The following is a 4,041-nucleotide window of genomic DNA, read 5'->3' as shown; positions in this document are numbered from 1 at the left end:
GAGGAGATCGAGCGGCTCTCCGCCCGCTACGACATCCTGGTCCTCTCCATCCACTGGGGCGCGGAGGGGAGGGGGGCGCTGCACGTAACGCCCGGCATGGAGACCTTCCTGGGGGAGCAGCGCGGAGACCTGCACCGCTTCGCCCACGACGCCATCGACCGGGGCGCCGCCCTGGTCATCTCCCATGGCCCGCATGTGCCGCGTGCACTCGAGCTGTACAAGGGGCATCTCATTGCCTACAGTTTGGGCAACTTCGCCACCTACGGCGGCATCAACGTCGCAGGCGAGAACGGCTACGCTCCGTTATTGACCGTCCAACTGGCCGCCGACGGCAGCTTCCAGGGGGGCTCCATCCGCTCCTTCCGCCAGGCTCCCTACTGCGGTCCGCGTCTGGACCCCCAGCGCCATGCCCTGCACCTGATGCAGCGGCTCACCGCCGAGGACTTCCCCGGCTCGGGGCTTGCATTCGGTGAAACAGGAGAGCTGACCGCGAAGTAAAAGGAACCTGCCCTCCATGAATGCCGTTCGCCCTGAGCCTGTCGAAGGGTGTGTGAAACTTATACGGCTGGTCTTGTCGAAGGAAGTTGGAGATCATGCTTCGACAGGCTCAGCACGAACGGTTCCTCCCCCTCCAACTATTCTCCGACGAGTACATAATTAGAGACTGCCATGTTTCTCATCATTCAAAACGACCCGGAATGTCCCGCTGGCACCCTGGCTGAACTGATCTCCTCCGCCGGCCACCAGTTCCGTACCCTCGCCGCCTACCGGGACTCCGACCTCAGCGTTCCGGACGGCGTCACCGGGATCATCGTGCTGGGGGGCGACATGGGTGTTCACGACACCGCCAGCTTCCCCTACCTTGCCCGTGTCGGTGCGCTGATGAGGGATGCGCTGGCCAGTGGAACCCCGCTGCTGGGGATCTGCCTGGGCGGCCAACTGCTCGCCCACGTTGCCGGCGGCCGCGTCAGTTCCCCCTCGCCGCACGGTGAAAAGGGGATCTGCCGGGTGGATCTCAATGAAGTCGGGGTCGGCGACCCGCTCTTTGCCGGTGTCCAGCGCTCCTTCGTCACCTTCCAACTGCACCAGGACAGCTTCACCGTTCCTGCCGGCGGCGTACTGCTGGCCAGCTCGGCGGCCTGCCCCGCCCAGGCCTTCCGGCTGGGAGCCGCAGCCTACGCCCTCCAGTTTCACCCCGAGGTCGACCGCGCCATCGTCTCCAACTGGGGCGCCCTCTCCACCCCCCCGGCCGACTACCTCGCCGGCTTCCTTGCCGACGAAGAGGCTTTCAACGACTCCTCCCGCACCATCCTCTCCAATTTCCTCACCCTGGCCTGCTCGGCTATTCCTTGAAATCCAAACCTATTATTGTAAAGTCTTAATATTTGTTTTCCGGCTGGCACCCAATCGATGAGGCCCCTGCCGGGGCTGCTCCGTAGCAACTCCCGTCCTGGATCGGGCGAAGGGGGAGCGGTGACCGATCTTTGGTCCGGTAAAAAAACCATCACACGGAAGCTGATGACGCTGCTTCTGTCCGGCAATTCGCTGCTCTTGCTGGCCTTCTCCCTGGTGGTCGTGGGCTACGAGTTCTCCAGGCACCGCGAACAGGCCAGCAGGGAACTGGTCACCCTGGCCGATCTCTACGGCAGGCAGCTCTCCGCGCCAGTGGCCAGCGGGGATGCCAGGGCCGCCCGCGAGATCCTGGACGGCGTCTCGGAGGCCGAAAGCGTGGTGCTGGCCGAGGTGGCGACCTCGCGGGAGAAGCTGCTCGCACAGTACCAGCGGCAAGCTGTACCTCGCCGCGGCATCCGCGGCGCCAACCTCGAGCTTTCCCGCCCCATCACCCGGGGCAGCCGGGTGGTGGGAACCCTCCGCCTGGTATCCCGGCAAGACCTGGTCTCCACGCTTGCCTTTCCCGGCGCCCTGCTCGCCTCCGGCCTCCTGGCCTTGGCCGGTTACGGCGTCTTCCTTTCCCGGCGCCTCAAATTCCTGATCTCCCATCCTATCCAGCAACTGACCGGCAAGATGGAGATCGTCTCGCGAGACCAGGACTACCGCGTCCGGGTCGAGAAGATCAACGACGATGAACTGGGTCTGCTGTCCGACTGCTTCAACGAGATGCTGGCGGAGATCTCGGTGCGTGATGAGCGGCTGGCCCTGCACTCAGAAGAGCTCAAGCTGGAAGTCGCCGCCCGCACCAGGGAGCTTTCCACCGTCAACCGGCAGCTGGCGGAGAGCCTGGACGAGGTGAGCCGGTCCATGCAGACCGCCCAGGCAGCCAGCCGCGCCAAATCGGAATTTCTCGCCCAGATGAGTCACGAGATACGCACCCCCATGTACGGAGTTCTAGGAATGACCGAACTCCTGCTTGGTACCGACCTCAGCAAGGAACAGGGACGCTTCGTGGAGACCGTGCGCCGCTCGGGCGAGGCGCTGCTTTCCATCATCAACAACATCCTCGACTTCTCCAAGATCGAGGCGGGCCGGATGGAGCTGGAAGTGATCCCCTTCGACATTCATGAATTGGTAGCTGACGCCGTGGACCTTTTCGCCGAGGACGCCAGCAAGAAGGGGCTCGAGCTGCGCTGCGAGATCGCCAGGGAGGTGCCGCGCTCCTTCGTGGGGGACCCGGGGCGGCTGCGTCAGATCATCGTCAACCTGCTCGGTAACGCCCTCAAGTTCACCGCCAAGGGGTCGGTTACCCTGGTGGCCTTCATGGAGCGCACCCCGGACCTGGTCAGGATCAGCATCACCGACACCGGTATCGGCATCTCTGCCGAGGTTCAGCAGAAGATCTTCGTCCAGTTCTCCCAGGGGGACCAGTCGATGACCCGCAAATACGGCGGCACCGGGCTGGGGCTCGCCATCGCCAAGCAACTCACCGAGCTGATGGGTGGCGAGATCAGGGTCTCCAGCGAACCTGGCAAGGGCTCCACCTTCTCCTTCACGGTCCGTCTCGAGTCCGGCTCGGGCGCCGAGTGGGTCCGCCCCGATCACAGCCGCAGTGCCCTGCGCGGCAAGAGGGCGCTCCTTGCCAGTGGCGACCCGGCAACCCGGGAGCAGCTGATGGGACAGCTCACCGGCTGGGGGGTGGATTGCGAGGCGGTGCCGGACGGCCCCGGAGCGGTCTGCCGGGTGGTGGCGGCTCCCTTCGATCTCGCCATCCTCGACGCGGGCATCGGCGGCGCCGGCGGCATGGAACTGGCCGCCACCATCAGGTCGCTTCCGGCCGGAAGGTCGCTGAGGCTCGTGCTGCTGGGGGACCGCCAGGAGGAGGGGAGGGGGCGCGCCGAGGAAATCGGGGTGCTGCTCTTCGCCCGCAAGGAGCTGAGGCCCCATCGGCTCTACGCGGCCCTGGTGCAGGCGCTGGGGATGGAGCAGTCCCCGGAGGACGAGGCGCAGGGCGAACAGCAGCGTCGGCCGCCGCAGGTGCTGCTGGTGGAAGATAACCCCGTGAACCAGGAGGTGGGGAGGGGGATGCTGGAGAGCCTGGGCTGCAACGTGGAGATCGTGGTGAACGGCCTGGTGGCGGTGGACGCCGTCCAGAAGAACTGCTACGACCTGGTACTGATGGACTACCAGATGCCGGTGATGGACGGCCTGGAGGCGATCAGGACCATCAGGAGCTGGGAGCAGAAGCGGGAGCCTTCCCACAAGAGGATCCCCATCGTCTCGCTCACCGCCTGCGCCATGTCCCAGGACCGCCTGGCCTGCCTCGAGGCAGGGGCGGACGACTACCTCTCCAAACCCTTCACGCGTGACGAGCTGGCCCGGATCGTCTGCCGGCAGTTGCAACGGAGCCAGACCGCCGCAGCCGAGGCGGTGGCGGCGGTGGCGGCGGTGGCACGCGCCCAGGCGAGCCCGGCAGCCCCTGCGCCGGTCTCCTCCCGGCCCGAGGCCGCCGGCGAGGAACAGACCTCCCCGGCGGCCGGGCAGGAGTCTACACCCAGCTTCTCGCTTTCCCGCCCGGCGCAAGCGGCTCCCCCTGCCAAGGCCGCCGTGCCCGATCCGCAAGTGGGCCTCGCCCAAGACAGGATGAAC

The 4,041-nt window shown here is 66.1% G+C and carries 3 protein-coding genes; all 3 read left to right on the top strand.

The window, feature by feature from the left end; all coding sequences use genetic code 11:
* Positions 1-498 (top strand): CapA family protein (locus tag VJ604_RS12695; protein WP_324083055.1); only part of this gene is annotated, 498 nt, incomplete at its 5' end.
* A gap of 171 nt (positions 499-669) precedes the next feature.
* Positions 670-1,353 (top strand): type 1 glutamine amidotransferase, encoded by a 684-nt coding sequence (locus tag VJ604_RS12690; protein WP_324083052.1) that lies wholly within the window; start codon positions 670-672, stop codon positions 1,351-1,353.
* Positions 1,354-1,518: 165 nt separating this feature from the next.
* Positions 1,519-4,041: response regulator (locus VJ604_RS12685; protein ID WP_324083050.1), on the top strand; the 2,523-nt coding region annotated here is incomplete at its 3' end.

The organism is Geomonas sp. (genome assembly GCF_035254065.1).
Lineage (GTDB): Bacteria > Desulfobacterota > Desulfuromonadia > Geobacterales > Geobacteraceae > Geomonas.
The sequence above is the reverse complement of the archived record's forward strand: the minus strand, read 5'-3'. Positions and strand labels throughout refer to the sequence as shown.

Bases quoted from the DNA above. Each gene is read 5' to 3' on its own strand.
- VJ604_RS12690 (WP_324083052.1), top strand. From the start codon at position 670: ATGTTTCTCATCATTCAAAACGACCCGGAATGTCCCGCTGGCACCCTG.